Source organism: Amycolatopsis sp. TNS106 (assembly GCF_019330265.1).
GTDB lineage: Bacteria > Actinomycetota > Actinomycetes > Mycobacteriales > Pseudonocardiaceae > Amycolatopsis > Amycolatopsis lurida.
Map to the genome: position 1 here is coordinate 7468497 of NZ_CP024972.1, position 13870 is coordinate 7482366.

Below are 13870 nucleotides of genomic sequence, written 5' to 3' on the forward strand. Positions count from 1 at the left end.
TCTCCGTGCCGCCGGGCACCCCACGTCCTCAAACCTGCCGCAATCGGAGAGACGTCACGCCGTCGTCCGGCTGGGATCGTCGGAACAGGTTCACGCGAGGACCGGTGTCCTCCCGCTACCAGCTCACCCGGTTCCACGGCTAGGAGGAAATGGTGTCGAACACCGAGAACCCGACTCGCGAACAGCTCGTCCAGCGGGCCACCGATCTGGTTCCGACGCTGCGGAAGCACGCGGCCTGGACGGAGGAGAACCGGCGGCTGCACGACGAGTCGATCGAGGCGATCACCGAGGCCGGTCTCTTCCGGCTGCGGGTTCCCCAGCGGTACGGCGGCTACGAGGCCGACACCCGCACACTCGTCGAGGTCGCCGCGGAACTGGGCCGCGCCGACGCGTCCCCGGCCTGGACGACCGCGGTCAGCTGGATCACCAGCTGGATGACCGGTCTCTTCCCGGACGCGGTCCAGGACGAGGTCTTCTCCCGGCCCGACATCCGGGTGTGCGGGACGCTCAGCCCGACGGCGATCGCCGGGCCCGCCGAGGGCGGCATCGTCGTCAACGGCAAGTGGGGCTTCATCAGCGGCGCGCGGCACGCCCACTGGCAGGTCGTCATCGCGGTCCTCGTCGAGGAAGGCGCGGAGCCGTACCCGGTCATGGGCGTCGTCCCCATGACGGATCTGCTGATCGTCGACGACTGGACGACCAGCGGCCTGCGCGGCACCGGCAGCGTCAGCACGGTCGCCAAGGACCTGTTCATCCCGAGCGAGCGGATCATCAGCCTGCCGGCGGTCCTGCAGGGGCAGTACTCCTCCACGGCCAACGCCGGGCTGGAGATCTTCCGCGCGCCCCTGCTCCCGGTCGCCGCGGCGTCGTCGGTCGGCAGCGTCCTCGGTCTCGGCCGGGCCGCGAAGGAGCTGTTCCTCAAGCGCCTGCCTAACCGCAAGATCACTTACACCGCCTACGAAAGCCAGCGCGAAGCGCCGTTGACGCACCACCAGGTCGCCGACGCGACGCTGAAGCTGGACGAGGCCGAATTCCACGCCACCCGGCTGACCTCGCTCGTCGACGGGAAGGCGGCCGACGGCACGCCGTGGAAGCTCGAAGAGCGCGTCCAGGCGCGCGCCGACATGGGCGCGACGGTGAAGCTGAGCAAGGAGGCCATCGACATCTTCGCCAACGCCAGCGGCGGGTCGTCGATCTTCTCCGACGTCCCGATCCAGCGCATCGTCCGCGACATCCAGGCGGTCAACCTGCACGCGCTCATGCACCCCGACACCAACAACGAGCTGTACGGGCGCGTGCTGTGCGGGCTCGAGCCGAACACCCTCTACATCTGACGCCCCGAGACCTCCAGGAAGGAAAGTCATGACGACCACCGAAACCGCCAAGGTCACTGACGCGGACAAGGCGGCCATCGCGGCCCTCACCCAGAAGGTCATCGCCGCGTGGGCCTACCACGACGCGGACGCGTTCGCCGACGTCTTCACCGAGGACGGCACGATGATCCTCGCCGGCAGCTTCGCCAACGGGCGCGAAGAGATCCGGGCGTTCCTCAAGGACGCCTACGCCACCAACTACAAGGGCACGCAGGTGACCGGGAAGCCCGTCAGCCTTCGCTTCCTCTCCGCGGACTCGGCGGTGCTGCTGACCCAGGGCGGCGTGCTGTACAAGGGCGAGTCCGAGGTCGCCGACCACAACGCGATCCGCGCTTCGTGGACCGTCGCTCGCCAGAACGGCGAGTGGCGTCTCGCCGCGTACCAGAACACCCCGCGCGACAAGTGACCGTCCGAAGAGGCCTGTCCTTCCCCGGGGACAGGCCTCTTCGATGTCTCAGTCGATGAGGACGTTCTTGTAGAAGAGGTTCGCGTAGCGATTGATGTTCTCCATGCTGCTGCGCGACCCGAAACCCATGTACAACCGGGTCTCCCCGGCCAGGCTGCGGTAGATCCCGAGCCCTTCCGGCTCGCGGAACACCAGCGACTGTCCCGCCTTGGTCAGCGCGCGGCTCTTCACCGTGCCGGTGTTCATGTCGATGCACGTGACGTAGGAGTTGATGTCGGCGGGATCGGCGTGTCCTTCACCGTCCAATGTGTACAGATACTGGCCGTAGATGGCGTACCCCTGGAAGGTCACCGGCACGGTGGACAATGCGGGCTGAGCGAAATGCGCCAGTGGTGAGCTGAAGTTGCCCGCGGCGGCGGAGGCGAGCGGGTAGACGCTGTAGAACATCTTCCCGCCTTCGTTGCGGCGCACCGCGATCCGCTTGTTGATCGGGTCGGTGGCGCAGGTGATCGTTTTGCTGCCGGTGAGGAACTTCTTGACCGACGGCGTGCCACCGTTGACGAACTTGAACCTCGCCAGCGCCGTCCCGCGACCGGTGCCGGTCGGCCCGTCCGAGTCGCATTCCATCCAGATGTAGGAATCGGTGCCCACCGGTTCGACGCCGATCGACACCCCGTGCCCGGCGTTGTTGAGATGCATCGAGCCTTGGATCTCGCCGGAGAAGTTGACCTGCGTGATACACAGGTCGTCCCCGGTCCCGCCGTTGCGGGCGTTCACGATGAAGATGCGCACGTTCTGGTTGTCGAAGGTGAAGCCCTGCATCACGTGGTGCGACTCGTGCAGGATCTTGCTGCGGAACTCGTCGTAGGACGGCTTGGTGAGGTCGAACCGCTTGGACGCCGGCACCGCAGCCGAGGCCGGCCCGGCGAACACCGCGCCCGTGCCGAGCAGAGCCGTCGTCGCGGCGAGACCACCGCCGGCGCGCAGCAGGGAACGTCGGGAGAACGGGGATCGGGGGAGATCCGGGGGCACCTGCTCGGACATGAGCGCTCGCCTTCGTCGGGTTTCGGTCCGATCGAAGGTTGTTCACGCGCGTACAAGATTCGTACAACCAGGCCGCGTGGATAGTGAAAAGGCCCTTGGCGATTTTCTTGGGAAGGGTCTTTTCGACCGGCTGGGTAGCTGAGGAGAACCGCGCCGAGCTGCTAAAACAGCTTCAAAAGCTAGCGCAGGCGTTGGCTGAGGGCGCAGCCGGATGGATGCACCCCGGTTCGCTTTACAGGGTATGGGCGGTGTTCTCTAGGAGTCGCACCAGCCCGCTACCTCCGGCGAGGTGGATGTACTCGGTGCCGTCGTCGGTGTTGGTGTAAGTGATTACGCGCCCGTGGTCGGTCAGGTCTACGGCGGTGATAGGAACGCTCCGCGACCGTCCACGCGCGCCCGTGACCGCCGCGTAAATCTGGTGAATTGCATCGCGTGGGGCGTGCATGAGATCGATGATCAGATCCCGGTCTGGGTCGCCCGCTTCGGGCTCTGGGTGGGCGAGCGGGCTACGGCCGGCCGCGACCGTCACCGGCCGCGCGGGTGGTGTGCGAGGCACGGCAAGATCCCGCACTTCTGCTGACTCGACCGGGGGCAGCACCTCGACCAGACCAGCTGCGAGATAGCGGTGATCCGGCAGCGGTTGCAGGAGCACCGCGTCGTCATCGACCAACACCCGCACCGCGTCGCGGTCACGGGCCCCGGTGAAGAACCCGCCCCCTTCCCGCTTGCTCGCTGCGGGGTAGGCGGTCCACCCGTAGAACTCCCGATCAGCTGAACCCAACACGCGCAACGTGTCGACGAGGAGCGGGTTCACCCGCTGACCGCGCGCCAACCGCTGCTGACCGAGTAGTTCCCAGGTGCCCGCTTCGATCCGCGCCGTAGCCCCGTCTGGCATGTAGTACCCGGTGTTGGTTCCTAAGACCGGGTGCGGGTCTCCAAGGTCGTTCGCGTACCACTGCCACACGGTCAAGAGTGCGAGTTTGGGCAGTACCAGCGGCGCGTCAATGAGAGCCATAGCGCGTGTGTTTTCCTTGCCGTGTCAAGGGAAGGTGGTTAGGTGCCGATGGTGGGCGGCACGACCGGATATCCGGTCTCGGGGTCGATATCGCCGACGGTGATCGGTGCTTCGTCCAGCCCGTACTTACGGGCGTGCTCGGTGTCCTCGGCTTTGGCGCCGCGTGCGCCGGGGGCCATCGCGCCCGGCGCACCCGGGGCACCCGCCCCGGTCAACCGGGAACCCGCCCGACCGGTCTCGCCCGCGCTCGGGCCGCCGAGGACGCCCGCGCCGCTGCCGCGACCCGCACCTGGCACGCCACCGCTCGCGCGTCCACCAGGACCACCCACGGAACCGGGCGCGCCGGGCACGACACCGCCACCAACACCTAAACCGGTCTCGCCTCGCGCGCTGCCGCTCGGGCCGTTCGACGGTGCGGGGATGGTCGGGGTAGATAGCCCATCGCGCGAGGCAGGGTTGTAACCCGAGATAGCGGTGTGATCAGCTCCCACACCGCTACCGGCTCCGACGTGGGCTCCGGTGCCGGGGGTGACCTGTCCGGGGGTGTGGCCGGGTGCGGGAGACGGGGTGAACCCCGAACTACCGACATAGCCGCCGCTGTCACCGTCGCTGCGACCCTCAGCACCCGGAGAGGGCGAGGGGTGCCCTGGTGGCGGGGTCACGCCCTTCTTGGGTGGGGGCGCTAGGGCGATATCCGCGCCGTCGTAGAAACCAAGCTGCCCGTAATCGCCTTGTAAATCGCCTTGGGTCTGCTGGAGCTGGCTTTCGTAGCGTTTATAGGTTGTGAGATTGAACTTCGCTTTGTCGTTGTAGTCATTGATCGCCTTTTCGGTGTCGGTGTCCCACGGCGAGATCACGTCACCGAAACTCTTGTCCGGGCGTGGAGGCATCGGCTTGAGAGTGGCTTTAGTGTGCTCGTAACCCGAGGCGGCCGTTAACACAACCTGCTGGTTACGTGCCATCGACCGGTCTGCGGAATCGGCGACTGTGTACAGCTTGTGGATACGTTCCCGCGCGGCATCCGCACCCGTCCCAGCCCACGAGGACTCTAAGTCGCCGATGATCTCTCGAAGGGTGCCTGCGTGGTCACCCTGACCTTTCGCTGCCTGCTCCGCCTGCCCCGCGGCCTCGTGCCACGGACGGGAGTTACCCGCGTGTACCTGAGCTACGAACGTGGGCACCGGCACAGGCTGGGCACCGACGTCCCCGGCTAACACTTTTCCGGTCCACTCCACGACACCCCCCAACGTGCCGCCCATGGACTTACCCAAGCCGGACAAGGCTCTCCCGACACCCTCTATGCGATCAGACAGCCACGACACGAGCTACACACCCGCCTTAGCGCGAAGACTCGTCAAGACCGAATCCGCAACTGCTTTAGCCGCGTCGCACGGATCTTTCTTGCCTTTCGACTCGATACTCAGGAATGCTGATATTTCAATGGTGGTGTTATCGGTCGCTCCGATACTGATCTGGCAGAATTTGTCAGGTGAACCACCCGATGGAGATACATAGGCGACGGCAGGAAATCCTTGCAGAGAGGCAATTGGCTTCCATACTTCGGCCTTGGGCTTCACGTTTTCGTAGATTGCACTTAAGCCGCCGGGTAGCTTGATGGCGTATGCCATGATGGCATGGCCGCCGGTTACCGTGTTCGCCCAATCGCACCCCGGACCGATCGAATCAGCATCGGCACGTTTGGTTTGAACCGGCGCACCAAGCACCATGTCGATCTGTTCGGCGTTGAGACTGTCCGCGCACGGGTCGCCCGCAAATATCGACTCCGGGAACGGGTTCGGCACTTTCGGTGCGCCCGCATACGGCAACGCTTCTCCTGCTGATGTAGTGCCGGGGACCGTTAAAGGTGGAGGAGTCGAGCTGGTGGGAGTGGCCCCACCGCCCGAGCAGCCTGCGACAGCGAGGGCCGCTGCCGTTGCGAAGGCCATTACGAGATCGTGCCGCCGCATTAGAATTTCCCCTTTTTGACGCCGTCATCAACAGCTTTTCCGGCCTCCTGGTCGTTCTGCGTCGTCCGCCCCAGTGCCGTATTTAGCCGCTCGATCAGTTCTTCAATATAAAGCATCTCAAGGCGAACATGTCCCGCCCCATAGGCAAATGCCCCCGGCTGTCCACCGTTCCAGGTGGCTGCTTTCGTGAATCGCATGCTTACCGGATCCTGAGCAGCGGACTGCATGCGCTCCAACGTTTGTGTTATTCGCTGATCATTTTCCAGGGCGAGCTTTACCTGCATGGCTTTTTCGACCATTCTCGTGGCGTGGTCGCGGTCGAGTCGGAACCCAGGGCCGTGTGCGCCTTGCTGTACTTGGTCATTCATGGCGGCCTCGGCGGCTTTCGCCCTGTTGACGTTCTCAGTCACTGGATCATCGGTGATGTAGAACGCTAGGTCACTCAGCCATGGTGATCTGCCTGTTTCGGTCACGCGTCCACCCCTCGAACCCCTCGCCGTGGTGCGTTGCGGTGCTGATCGGTGCGGCCCATTCAGTCGCGCCGATCAGAGTAGCGGATCGCTCACCGAGCGTGCGCTGTTACAAGAGTGGTCGTCCGGCTACTGGTAGGTAGCCCCACCAGCGGTAACGCGGCGTGCGGCAGCCGAGGCAGAGGTTGGCACGGCGGTTCGTGTCGCTCACCGAGACGGGCGAACGGCGGAGAGAATCTTGCCACCGGCGGTCGGGTTTCCAGTGGCCCAATGCCACCCATGAGGCAGCTTTGCCACTTCTGGGGGCTTGAGGTCCAGTCGCGGTTCGATGGCTGGCAGGCTGCTCCGATCATCACGGAGTCGGCCGCGTTTTCACTGGAGCGTCGAGGCCAGGACCAGGAGAAGACCGACGCCTGGCTGGACAGCGGTCTCGTGTTCACGACCGAGCACGGCACGCCGGTCGAGCCGCGTAACTTCCTCCGGTCGTGGGCGACGCGAGGCAGGAGGGCGGGAGTCCGGTACATCACCGTGCACGACGGTCGCCGCTCCTGCGGGTCGTTGCTCGCGGATCTCGACGTGCACCCTCGGGACGCGATGCGGATTCTCCGGCACGCTCAGTTCGCGGTGACGATGGAGATCTACACCGAGATTTCGTCGGACCAGACGCGAGCGGCGCTCAAGAAACTCGGAGACAGCCTGCAATGACCTGCTGCTGTACAGGTAGCAAAAAGGTCCTTCCCGATTCCCTGGGAAGGACCTTTGACCTGTTGTGGAGCTGAGGGGAATCGAACCCCTGACCTTCTCGATGCGAACGAGACGCGCTACCAACTGCGCTACAGCCCCTGGTGAAGCTTGCCCCTCATTTGAGGCTCCATGAGCTTAGCAGTGGCTCATGGAGCCTCGAACGAGGGGGGTCACTCTCCGGAGGCCCGGCGGAAAGGCCTGGTCCCGGGCTCATCGAGCTCGTGGAAGGCCGGATCCTCGTCGTCGAGGTCGACGACGACGGCTTGGCGCCGGAGGCGGGACATCGGGGACGGCTTGCGTTCCACGACGGCCGGGCGTTCGGTGGCGACGACCTCGATGTCCTCGGGCGACTCACGGGACTCGTGGGTTTCGTCGTCGCCGACCGCCGGGCGGCGCGGGGCGCGGGTGCTGTTGAAGCGGGCGAGGCGGCGCTGCCGGATCTCGTTCTCGATGCGGACCTGGCGGCGCAGGTACACGAGGTAGCCGATGAGGACGGCGTCGACGACACCGTTGGCCCACCAGACCGTCGGGGTCAGGAAGCCGGCGACGGCCGCGGTGGTGACCACCAGCACCAGGAGGGCGATGACGATCCGCTGCCGGAACGCGTATTTGGCGCGCGCGGCGATGTCCGCCGCCTCCGGGTCGAATCCGCCCCGGCCGGGCCGGTAGCCGGTGGCTTGGCGTTCTCTTTCGGGCCGGGCCGTGCGCGAGGGCTGGGGAAGCGGCTCGGCCTCCGGTGCCTCGTCTTCGAGGTCGGCGTCGAGCTCCGCCTCGAGTTCGGCCAGGTCGTCTTCTACCGATGGTTCCGTGTTTTCCGCCATCGCGAACTCCTCCGGTCCCTCGTGGCGTGTGCTCCCGCTCCGCACGACTCGCGCCGCCAAGGCCGAGTCCGTCGTCCGTGCGACCTGCTGGCGCTTGCGGGCGACCATGGGCACGAGAACGACGAGCCATGCCGCTGCGAGCGCGACGATGATCACCGAACTGGGCATCTCCCGTCACCTCCCCCGATCCACTGCTGTAGTCACGCTAGCCACAACAGTCACACACGCCGCGCAGACTCGCCGGTTTCGATCACGGAAAATGCATCACCAAATTAGGTGAATCTCACAGCTTGTGGTAACGCGGTCACCGGAACGGCCCGGTGACGGGGTCAAACGCGCTCCGCGAGGCCCTTCGCGACGAGCCGTGAGACCAGTCCGTCACCGGTCTCCTCCTTGGTGACGGCGTAACAGAAATGGTCCCGCCAGGCGCCCGCGACATCGAGATAGCGCTCGAAAAGTCCCTCTTGGCGATAGCCCGCTTTGGCGAGAACCCGCAGGCTGGGAGTGTTTTCGGGGCGGACGGTCGCCTCCAGCCGGTGCAGTCCGCCGAAGTCGAAGACATGGTCAGTGACGAGGGCGACGGCGCCGGTCGCGACACCGCCGCGGACGATGTCCGACGACACCCAGTAGCCGATCCAGGCGGATCGGAGCGACGCCCGGATGATGTTACCCACAGTGATCTGTCCGGCGAAGCGTCCATCCACCGTGATGGTGAACGGGAGGCATTGCCCGCGCCTGGCGAGGCCGCGCAAGGCCAGCCATTGGGACGGCCACGACCAATACGCGTTGCGATCCGGCCACGGTCCGACGCCGGTCGGCTCCCACATTTCGAGGTGTTCGCGATCCCGCAGCCGGACGCGGCTCCAGTCGCCGGCGTCCCGCAGCCGGACCGGCCGGACGGCGAGGATCCCGGCGGGCACCCGGAGCGGGCCCAGCTTCGCAGGCCACCCCGGATGCCTGCTCTCGATCGGATACGCGACGCCGGAAATCGGTGCGCCCATTACGCCCGCTGGGCGAGGAAGGTCACCTTGACCTGCTCGCCCGCGGCGACCTCGGTGAGGTCTTCGTCGATGTTGATCAGGCAGTTCGCCTCGGCCAGTGACGCGAGCAGATGCGCACCGGACGTGCCGAGCGGCTGCACCAGGTATTCACCGTTGCCCTCGTCACGCAGCAGCTGGCCGCGCAGGAAACCCTTGCGGCCCTTGGTCGAGGTGATCGGGGAGAGCAGCCGCGCGCCGACGATGCGGCGGTGCGGGTTGCGGGTGCCGCGCGCGGCGCGGATCAGCGGGCGCACCAGGACCTCGAACACGACCAGCGCGCTCATCGGGTTGCCGGGGATGAGGAACGTCGGCACCGAATCGGGGCCGAGCCTGCCGAAGCCCTGCACGGAACCCGGGTGCATGGCGACGCGGGTCATGTCGATGTGGCCGAGGTCGGACAGCGCCGCGTGCACCTCGTCGCCCGCGCTTCCGCCGGCGCCGCCCGCGACGACGACGATCTCCGACATCAGCAGGCGGCCTTCGACGACCTCCCGCAGCCGTTTCGGGTCGCCGGGGACGATGCCGACGCGGCTCACCTCGGCGCCCGCGTCCCGCGCGGCCGCGGACAGCGCGTAGGAGTTGACGTCGTAGACCTGCCCGACCGACGGGGTGCGGTCGATGTCGACCAGTTCGTCCCCGACGGACACGATCGAAACCCGGGGCCGCGGGTAGACCAGCACCTTCGCCCTGCCGACCGCGGCGAGCAGGCCGACCTGGGCCGAGCCGATGGTGTCGCCCTTGCGTACGGCGACGTCACCGATCTGCACGTCCTCGCCGGTCCGGCGGACGTAACCCGCCGACGGTACCGACTTGTGCACGGTGACCTTGGCCTGGTGGCCGTCGGTGTAGGCGGTCGGGACGACGGCGTCGGCGAGCGTGGGCAGCGGCGCGCCGGTGTCGACCCGCACGGCCTGGCCCGGCTGCAACCGGCGCGGCTGGCGTGAACCGGCGGCGATCTCGCCGACCACCGGCAACTGCACCGGCTCCTGTCCCGCGGCGCGGACGTCGACGCTTCGTACCGCGTAGCCGTCGACGGCGGCCTGGTCGAAACCGGGCAACGCGTGTTCGGCGACGACCTCTTCGGCGCACAGGAGGCCTTGGGCCTCGGAGATGGCGACCCGGACCGGGCGCGGGCGCACCGCGGCGTCCAGGGTCAGCGCGATCTGATCCTCGACGGAACGGAACTGTCCCGCGTCTTCGGTCTCGGCCGCTTCGGCGATGGGCTCCGTCATGACTGGGGGATCTCGATCCGTTCGTTCGACCAGGCACGCGATGTGGGCCCGTCGGTGAACTGAAGTTCACCACCGTTACCAGGAGTGATGCGGTCCGAAGCCGCGGAAATCGCCCGATCGGGCAAGCTCCTCGTGGTCCGTGCCGCCGGGGTGGTCGCTGCGCCTGTCATAGGCGTGAAGCCTAACCTGACCGCGTGGTCGAGCCTGGCAATGAACACCTGAGCAAAGCGGAGTGGCGTTACCGGATAACCGCCGAACGACGTTCGCAGGTGTCGGAAGTGCGGATGCGGGAGGCGGTGGCGCTCGCCGCCGCGGCCGCCAGGTTGCCGGGGGAGGTCGTGTGCGCCTACGTCCCCTTCGGTACCGAGCCGGGTTCGACGGCGTTGCTTGATCAACTTGTCCACCAGGGGAAACGCGTGCTGTTGCCGATCGTCCCCGACACGCCGGGGCCGCTGGAGTGGGCCGTGTTCGAGGGGCCGTCGAGTCTCGGGCCCGGCAGGCTGCGGGGGCTGCTCGAACCGACCGGGCGCCGCCTCGGTCCCGACACGCTGGGGACGGCCGATCTGGTGCTGATCCCCGCGCTCGCCGTCGACGACGAAGGGGTCCGGCTCGGCCGGGGCGCCGGGTACTACGACCGGTCGCTCTCCTTCGCCGCGCCGGACGCCGCGCTGATCGCCGTCGTGCGGGACGCCGAACTCGTGCGTGAATTGCCCGCGGAACCGCATGACGTCCGGATGACCGGGGTACTGACCCCGCAGCACGGCCTGGCGCCGAGACCGGTAATAGACTGATATCCCGACGCAGTGGTTCAGAAAGGGCACAATGAGCTCTGACGCGCACCTGTCCGATCAATTCGCCGAAACGCTGTCGAAAATGCGTTCCGCGGGGGCCCACGCCATGGAGCTGGCGGCCCTGCGACGGCGTCTCGAGCAGCTGTCCGAACCCGGCGCCGGCCAATTGCCGGGAAACGAGCTCGAACCGCTCGAGGACATCAGCAGGCTCGTCGACCTGCCCGAGCCGGACGCCGAAGAAGCCCGCCGGGTGCTGGACCGCACGGCCGTGCTGAAGCTCAACGGCGGGCTGGGCACGAGCATGGGGCTCACCGGGCCGAAGTCGCTGCTGGAGATCAAGGCGGGCAAGACGTTCCTCGACGTCATCGCCATGCAGGTGCTCTCGACCCGCGAGAAGTACAACGCACGGCTCCCGCTGATCCTGATGAATTCGGCGGGCACCCGTGAACCTTCGCTGGAGTTGCTGAAGAAGTATCCCGATCTCGCCGACGCCGTCATCCCGGCCGACTTCTTGCAGGGCCGCGAGCCGAAGATCACCGCCGACGGGCGGCCCGTCGACTGGCCGGCGAACCCGGAACTCGAATGGTGCCCTCCCGGGCACGGCGACATCTACGTCGCGCTCGCGGTGAGCGGGATGCTCGAAACGCTGCTGGCGGAGGGCATCCGCTGGTGCTTCGTGTCCAACGCCGACAACCTCGGCGCGCTGCCGGACGCGCGGATCGCCGCGTGGCTGGCGAAGGAGAACATCCCGTTCGCGATGGAGACGGTGCTCGGCACCGCGGCCGACCGCAAGGGCGGGCACCTCGCGCGGCGCGCCGGCCGGATCGTCCTGCGGGAATCCGCGCAGGTCCCCGACGGCGACGACTCGTTCGGCGACGTCGGCAAGTGGCGGTTCTACAACACCAACAACATCTGGGTCGACCTCGAACGGCTGAAGGCGCTCCAGGACGCCGACCCGGCGGCGCCGCAGCTGCCGCTGATCGTGAACCGGAAGACCGTCGATCCGGCCGACGCGGCCAGCACACCGGTCATCCAGCTCGAAACGGCGATGGGCGCGGCGATCGGCTCCGTCGAGGGCGCGCGGGCCATCGAAATCCCGCGGACCCGGTTCGCGCCGGTCAAGACCACCGACGACCTGCTCGTCGTCCGGTCCGACGCGTACGTGCTCGACGAGAGCGGGGAGATGATCCCGGAGTTCACCACCACCCCGCCGGTCGTCTCGCTGAGCAAGGAGTTCTACAAGCTCCTGCCGGACTTCGACGCGCGTATCCCTTCCGCGCCTTCGCTGAAGGAGTGCACGAGCCTCTCGGTGGACGGTGACGTCACCTTCGGGAAGAACGTCGTCGTCCGCGGAGACGTGAAGATCACCGGGCCGAAAACCGTTCCGGACGGCGAAGTCCTCTAGCGTCGCTGGGCGATGAACACGTATTCGCGTCCTGGACGATCCGGGGCGTCCCGGACGTCCAGGACGCGAAAACCGTGCTCGGCCAGCAAGGTTTCCAGTTCTTCGCGTTCGCGGAACCACAGCGTCGAGTCCGAGGTGACGACCTCGCCGTCGGAGAACCGGTAGCTGTACCGGAACGACACGAACGGGAGGTTCACCTCGGTGACCTCGCGCCACTGCTCGACCTCGCCGACGCCGGGGACGTCGATGACGTCGTGCGCGGTGTCGGCGGCCCACTCCTCCCACACGCGGCGACCGGGGCGCCGGATCTCGAAGACCAGGTGACCGCCCGGCACCAGCGCGGTGCGGATGCCTTCGAGCGTCCGGCGCCATTCGACGTCGGTCAGGAAGACCTGGGCCACGTTCCCGGTCATCACCGCGAGATCGGCGCCGGCGTCACCCGCCGCTTTCGCGTCGCCATGGATCCAGGTGATCTTCCCTTCCGGGTCTTTGGCCTTGGCGACCTCGAGTGACGCCTCCGCGGGATCGACCCCTACGACCTCCATCCCGCGTTCGGCGAGGAGAACGGCCAGGCAGCCGGTGCCGCAGCCGACGTCGAGCACTCTCTTCGCCCCGAGTTCGCCGATGATGCCGAGGTAGTGCTCCAGATCGTCGCGAGCGCCGTCGAAGGCGTCGTAGATCGGTGCGAGCCGGGCGTGGGCGAAGAGCGCGTCAGGCATTCGGCGACGATAGTTCCGGGACGCGTCCGAGGGCCACGGATTTACGGTCGCGCCGGACTCATCAGGTGCTCGAACCAGACGTTCGGTTCGACGTAGACGCCGACGTCCAGCGCCGAGGAGGCGAGCACCGGCGCGATCCCGCCCGGCACGGCCGTGAGGCCGTCCCGGAGTTCGACGCCGGTCCACGCCTTCCACTGGGCGAAGGTGCCCGTGACCGTCATGGCGAACGGCGCCACCTTCACGAAGCGGGCGCCGAGCCGTTCATGCGTGCGCAGCCACGGATCCTCCGGCAGCCCGTCCGCGCGACGGCGGGCGATGTAGTCCTCAAAGGACAGTTCTGGCTCGTTCTCCTTCCCGGCCGGGCGGACCGGCACGACGAGGTTGCGCATTCCGGTTTCCCAGGCGCGCTTTTTCAGTGCCTGCAGCGCTTTCGCGGCCAGGCCGCCGCCGCGGCGGCCTGGCGCGACCAGTACTTCGAGTGCGACCAGTGTCTTCGTCTCACGGGTGCTCATCAGATCTTCCGCAGCCCAGATCAGGGCTGCGTCCCAGCCGTGGTCCGGCAGCTCCGGGCGTTCGGCCGTCGGGAAGCCGACCGGGACGGCGGCGGTTCTCGCCACCGGTACGCCGTCTTCCAGCAGCACGAGGAAGTATTCCGGCCAGCGGGCCGCCAGGTGGGATGATTTCGCCAGCAGGCCAGCCAGGCCGTGCTGGAGGAATTCGCCGCCGACACCGCCGAGGGCGAGCGCGGGCTCGCGCAAGTCGGGACTGGTGGCGAGGTCTTCGATCACGATCATGTCCTCAGTAGACCCGAGGACACGCGATTCTCACGAGATGGATTTCAGG

Annotated in this window: 15 protein-coding genes and 1 tRNA gene; 5 read left to right on the forward strand and 11 right to left on the reverse strand. The window is 67.1% G+C overall.

Annotated features, from left to right (window positions below; genetic code table 11):
* Window positions 1-152: 152 nt before the first annotated feature.
* Together CVV72_RS34485 and CVV72_RS34490 are read left to right on the forward strand one after the other, a co-directional pair.
* Entirely contained in the window at window positions 153-1334 is a 1182-nt protein-coding gene (locus CVV72_RS34485; RefSeq protein WP_091600006.1) for an acyl-CoA dehydrogenase family protein, read from the forward strand.
* Window positions 1335-1362: 28 nt separating this feature from the next.
* Window positions 1363-1779: an SgcJ/EcaC family oxidoreductase gene (locus CVV72_RS34490; protein ID WP_034305703.1), complete on the forward strand. Its 417-nt coding sequence runs from the start codon at window positions 1363-1365 to the stop codon at window positions 1777-1779.
* 48 nt (window positions 1780-1827) lie between these two features.
* Here the strand turns inward: CVV72_RS34490 and CVV72_RS34495 are convergent, their stop codons facing one another.
* From CVV72_RS34495 to CVV72_RS34515, 5 genes are all read right to left on the reverse strand, one after another.
* A complete protein-coding gene (locus CVV72_RS34495) occupies window positions 1828-2823 on the reverse strand; it encodes a teichoic acid biosynthesis protein C (protein ID WP_219148220.1) in 996 nt (331 codons plus the stop codon).
* A gap of 232 nt (window positions 2824-3055) precedes the next feature.
* The gene (locus tag CVV72_RS34500; RefSeq protein WP_255632810.1) at window positions 3056-3787 is read right to left on the reverse strand and encodes an ESX secretion-associated protein EspG; all 732 of its coding nucleotides are present in this window, start codon (window positions 3785-3787) and stop codon (window positions 3056-3058) included.
* Between the two features lie 89 nt (window positions 3788-3876).
* A complete protein-coding gene (locus CVV72_RS34505) occupies window positions 3877-5109 on the reverse strand; it encodes a hypothetical protein (RefSeq protein ID WP_219148224.1) in 1233 nt (410 codons plus the stop codon).
* Window positions 5110-5163: 54 nt separating this feature from the next.
* Window positions 5164-5805, reverse strand: a complete 642-nt coding sequence (locus tag CVV72_RS34510; RefSeq protein WP_370641841.1) for a DUF3558 domain-containing protein — start codon at window positions 5803-5805, stop codon at window positions 5164-5166.
* Window positions 5805-6278 (reverse strand): hypothetical protein, encoded by a 474-nt coding sequence (locus tag CVV72_RS34515; protein ID WP_219148227.1) that lies wholly within the window; start codon window positions 6276-6278, stop codon window positions 5805-5807. Before CVV72_RS34515 ends, CVV72_RS34510 begins: the two co-directional genes overlap by 1 nt.
* Window positions 6279-6554: 276 nt before the next feature.
* Between CVV72_RS34515 and CVV72_RS34520 the strand changes: the two genes are divergently transcribed.
* Entirely contained in the window at window positions 6555-6980 is a 426-nt protein-coding gene (locus CVV72_RS34520) for a tyrosine-type recombinase/integrase (protein ID WP_255632357.1), read from the forward strand.
* Window positions 6981-7045: 65 nt separating this feature from the next.
* Here CVV72_RS34520 and CVV72_RS34525 read toward each other — a convergent pair.
* The 4 genes from CVV72_RS34525 to glp all read right to left on the reverse strand — a co-directional run bounded on the left by CVV72_RS34525 (window position 7046) and on the right by glp (window position 10112).
* Window positions 7046-7118 (reverse strand) — tRNA-Ala (locus CVV72_RS34525).
* Between the two features lie 71 nt (window positions 7119-7189).
* Complete coding sequence (glpR, locus tag CVV72_RS34530) at window positions 7190-8008, reverse strand: gephyrin-like molybdotransferase receptor GlpR (protein WP_219148229.1); 819 nt, start codon at window positions 8006-8008, stop codon at window positions 7190-7192.
* 161 nt (window positions 8009-8169) lie between these two features.
* Window positions 8170-8841: a GNAT family N-acetyltransferase gene (locus tag CVV72_RS34535; RefSeq protein ID WP_219148231.1), complete on the reverse strand. Its 672-nt coding sequence runs from the start codon at window positions 8839-8841 to the stop codon at window positions 8170-8172.
* On the reverse strand, window positions 8841-10112 hold the full coding sequence (gene glp, locus CVV72_RS34540) for a gephyrin-like molybdotransferase Glp (protein ID WP_034305692.1): 1272 nt from the start codon (window positions 10110-10112) through the stop codon (window positions 8841-8843). The genes CVV72_RS34535 and glp overlap by 1 nt, the downstream gene beginning before the upstream one ends.
* A gap of 269 nt (window positions 10113-10381) precedes the next feature.
* Between glp and CVV72_RS34545 the strand changes: the two genes are divergently transcribed.
* Window positions 10382-10903 carry a 5-formyltetrahydrofolate cyclo-ligase gene (locus tag CVV72_RS34545; RefSeq protein WP_255632811.1) on the forward strand — a complete coding sequence of 174 codons (522 nt, stop codon included), beginning with the start codon at window positions 10382-10384 and terminating at the stop codon, window positions 10901-10903.
* Window positions 10904-10934: 31 nt separating this feature from the next.
* A complete protein-coding gene (locus CVV72_RS34550) occupies window positions 10935-12308 on the forward strand; it encodes a UTP--glucose-1-phosphate uridylyltransferase (RefSeq protein ID WP_219148233.1) in 1374 nt (457 codons plus the stop codon).
* Here CVV72_RS34550 and CVV72_RS34555 read toward each other — a convergent pair.
* Window positions 12305-13027 (reverse strand): bifunctional 2-polyprenyl-6-hydroxyphenol methylase/3-demethylubiquinol 3-O-methyltransferase UbiG, encoded by a 723-nt coding sequence (locus CVV72_RS34555; protein WP_219148235.1) that lies wholly within the window; start codon window positions 13025-13027, stop codon window positions 12305-12307. The two genes, CVV72_RS34550 and CVV72_RS34555, sit on opposite strands and share 4 nt — an antisense overlap.
* 41 nt (window positions 13028-13068) lie before the next feature.
* Window positions 13069-13821: a GNAT family N-acetyltransferase gene (locus CVV72_RS34560; protein WP_219148237.1), complete on the reverse strand. Its 753-nt coding sequence runs from the start codon at window positions 13819-13821 to the stop codon at window positions 13069-13071.
* Between the last annotated feature and the right edge of the window lie 49 nt (window positions 13822-13870).

What these genes read in the sequence shown, in the direction of transcription:
- CVV72_RS34490 (WP_034305703.1), top strand. Translation starts at nt 1,363, where the DNA reads ATGACGACCACCGAAACCGCCAAGGTCACTGACGCGGACAAGGCGGCC.
- CVV72_RS34495 (WP_219148220.1), bottom strand. Translation starts at nt 2,823, where the DNA reads ATGTCCGAGCAGGTGCCCCCGGATCTCCCCCGATCCCCGTTCTCCCGA.
- CVV72_RS34510 (WP_370641841.1), bottom strand. Translation starts at nt 5,805, where the DNA reads ATGCGGCGGCACGATCTCGTAATGGCCTTCGCAACGGCAGCGGCCCTC.
- CVV72_RS34520 (WP_255632357.1), top strand. Translation starts at nt 6,555, where the DNA reads ATGAGGCAGCTTTGCCACTTCTGGGGGCTTGAGGTCCAGTCGCGGTTC.
- glpR (WP_219148229.1), bottom strand. Translation starts at nt 8,008, where the DNA reads ATGCCCAGTTCGGTGATCATCGTCGCGCTCGCAGCGGCATGGCTCGTC.
- CVV72_RS34535 (WP_219148231.1), bottom strand. Translation starts at nt 8,841, where the DNA reads ATGGGCGCACCGATTTCCGGCGTCGCGTATCCGATCGAGAGCAGGCAT.
- glp (WP_034305692.1), bottom strand. Translation starts at nt 10,112, where the DNA reads ATGACGGAGCCCATCGCCGAAGCGGCCGAGACCGAAGACGCGGGACAG.
- CVV72_RS34550 (WP_219148233.1), top strand. Translation starts at nt 10,935, where the DNA reads ATGAGCTCTGACGCGCACCTGTCCGATCAATTCGCCGAAACGCTGTCG.
- CVV72_RS34555 (WP_219148235.1), bottom strand. Translation starts at nt 13,027, where the DNA reads ATGCCTGACGCGCTCTTCGCCCACGCCCGGCTCGCACCGATCTACGAC.
- CVV72_RS34560 (WP_219148237.1), bottom strand. Translation starts at nt 13,821, where the DNA reads ATGATCGTGATCGAAGACCTCGCCACCAGTCCCGACTTGCGCGAGCCC.